Origin of the sequence: Pelotomaculum propionicicum, assembly GCF_004369225.1 — a bacterium.
Lineage (GTDB): Bacteria > Bacillota > Desulfotomaculia > Desulfotomaculales > Pelotomaculaceae > Pelotomaculum_B > Pelotomaculum_B propionicicum.
Genome location: NZ_QFFZ01000128.1, coordinates 1 through 1,740, shown reverse-complemented (window position 1 = coordinate 1,740; position 1,740 = coordinate 1). Strand labels below are relative to the sequence as shown.

At 45.8% G+C, this 1,740-nt stretch carries 1 protein-coding gene; it reads right to left on the bottom strand.

Annotation, left to right across the window (positions count from 1 at the left end):
• Positions 1-127: 127 nt before the first annotated feature.
• Positions 128-1,651: a MarR family transcriptional regulator gene (locus Pmgp_RS19170; protein ID WP_134216273.1), complete on the bottom strand. Its 1,524-nt coding sequence runs from the start codon at positions 1,649-1,651 to the stop codon at positions 128-130.
• Positions 1,652-1,740 lie beyond the last annotated feature (89 nt).

Sequence of the window (1,740 nt, the reverse complement as noted above, 5' to 3'; positions counted from 1 at the left end):
TTAGGCTCTTAAGTCCAAGTATCTTTGAAAAATGGAAAGAAACTAAGCAAACCCATGAAAAGACAATATGAAACCAGGGGCCGCCGCCAATGATAGCCATTCTTTAAAAGAGGTATTCGAGGGTAAATTAGTTTGTGGCTGTTTCTGCCTGAGCTAACTGGGGGACAATGAAAAGTTCTTTCGTTTTGAGCCCAAGTGCGATAACAGCTTTACCCAGCTTAGTCAGGTAATATTTTCGGGTACCGGATACCTTCTTGATGATCCCATGAACACGTAAACGTTTGAGTATGCGGGAGATGGAAGCTGGACTTCGTTCCGGCAGCAATCGCCGGACCGATTTGTTCTGCAAACCGTTGATGTTGAATTCACCGTGCGCCAATACTTCGAACAATTGCTGATCTTCCCGGCTGAAGAAGTTGAAACCTTTAAAACTTCTGTCGTTGGCTTTCTTGCTTTCTGAGAGTTTCTCCAATTTCTTCGCGCCGTCACTGGGGTCATCAAAAGAAGATACAAACTCCAGATAGCGGTGATTGGCAGCTTTGAGTAGTCGGCCGAGCGGAAACAGGCTATAAATATTTTTCTTCATCGGTGCGATTTTCTGTGTGACGGTTCCATCCCGCTGCTGGACTTCCCGAAAATGCTTAAACTGCGAGACATCATTCACGGTTGTTTCAATCCGGAGCACGTAGCCAAATTTATCATACATCTTGATGCTGACTGCACCCATCTGGTGCTTGACTCTCGTACCGAGAATACGCTTATTGAATCGGTTGCCCATTTCGCCCTCGTAGTTCCCGTGCAGTTTTTGTCCCAGGAACGTGGCGATGTTCTCCGGTTTCACAGAATGAATGGCGGTATACACGATGGCATCATAAAGAAACTTCAGGTCCTCCGGGTTCCGAAAGATAATGTCTGTCGCATATTCCACTTGCATAATGCTCCAACGGTAGGTAACGTGTAACTTTTTAATCACCGGGCAGTACCGGTTGGCCAGAATATCCAAGATTTGATGAAGGTCTTCCACTCGAATATGGTCGGATAGCTGCTGCGCTTTTTCCCAGTCACTGATGTGCAGGAAAGCATTATCCCGCATTTGGTAGGTGATATCTTGTTTGGATAGCCGTAATGCAAGCCAATTGTGCCCGTTCATGTAAAACTGAAGGCGAAACGGACACCACGTGGGAACACGAAGATAACAGAGTCCGAAGTCCGGATCGATGAAATAAAAGTAGTAGTGCAAGCATTTTCCAGAGTCCGTTTTCAAGAACGTTTTGCCCGTTTGCTTGTCATGCCATGGTTTGTAACTGGTGCATGTCTCCATGGCCGAAAAAATATGAACCAGACCCGGGTGAGCGCCACGCTCCTCAATGATCGATTGAATACGGTCATCTTTTCGGAAGACGTCGATCTTACGGATAAATTCAATCTCCAGTCCGTTTTCCTTAGCTATCCGTTCGGCATGCTCGCGAAGTTCTTCGCGTAGTACGTTGGCCCAATTCGGGTAGTCGAAGATTTTGATGTTGTTTTGATATAAGTACGATGTCATACCGCCGTCGAAACAAAGTAACGGAATATTGCCATGGATCACAATCCGGTCATAGCATGCCAGTATCCCTTCAATCTTGTCTTTGTAACGTTCGGTAAGTAACATTGTACGTTCCCCTATGTCGCTGTTATGATTGCACAGTATTTCGACATGGGTTTAATAAATCCTATTGGTTCCGGCTTGTCCGGGTTAGG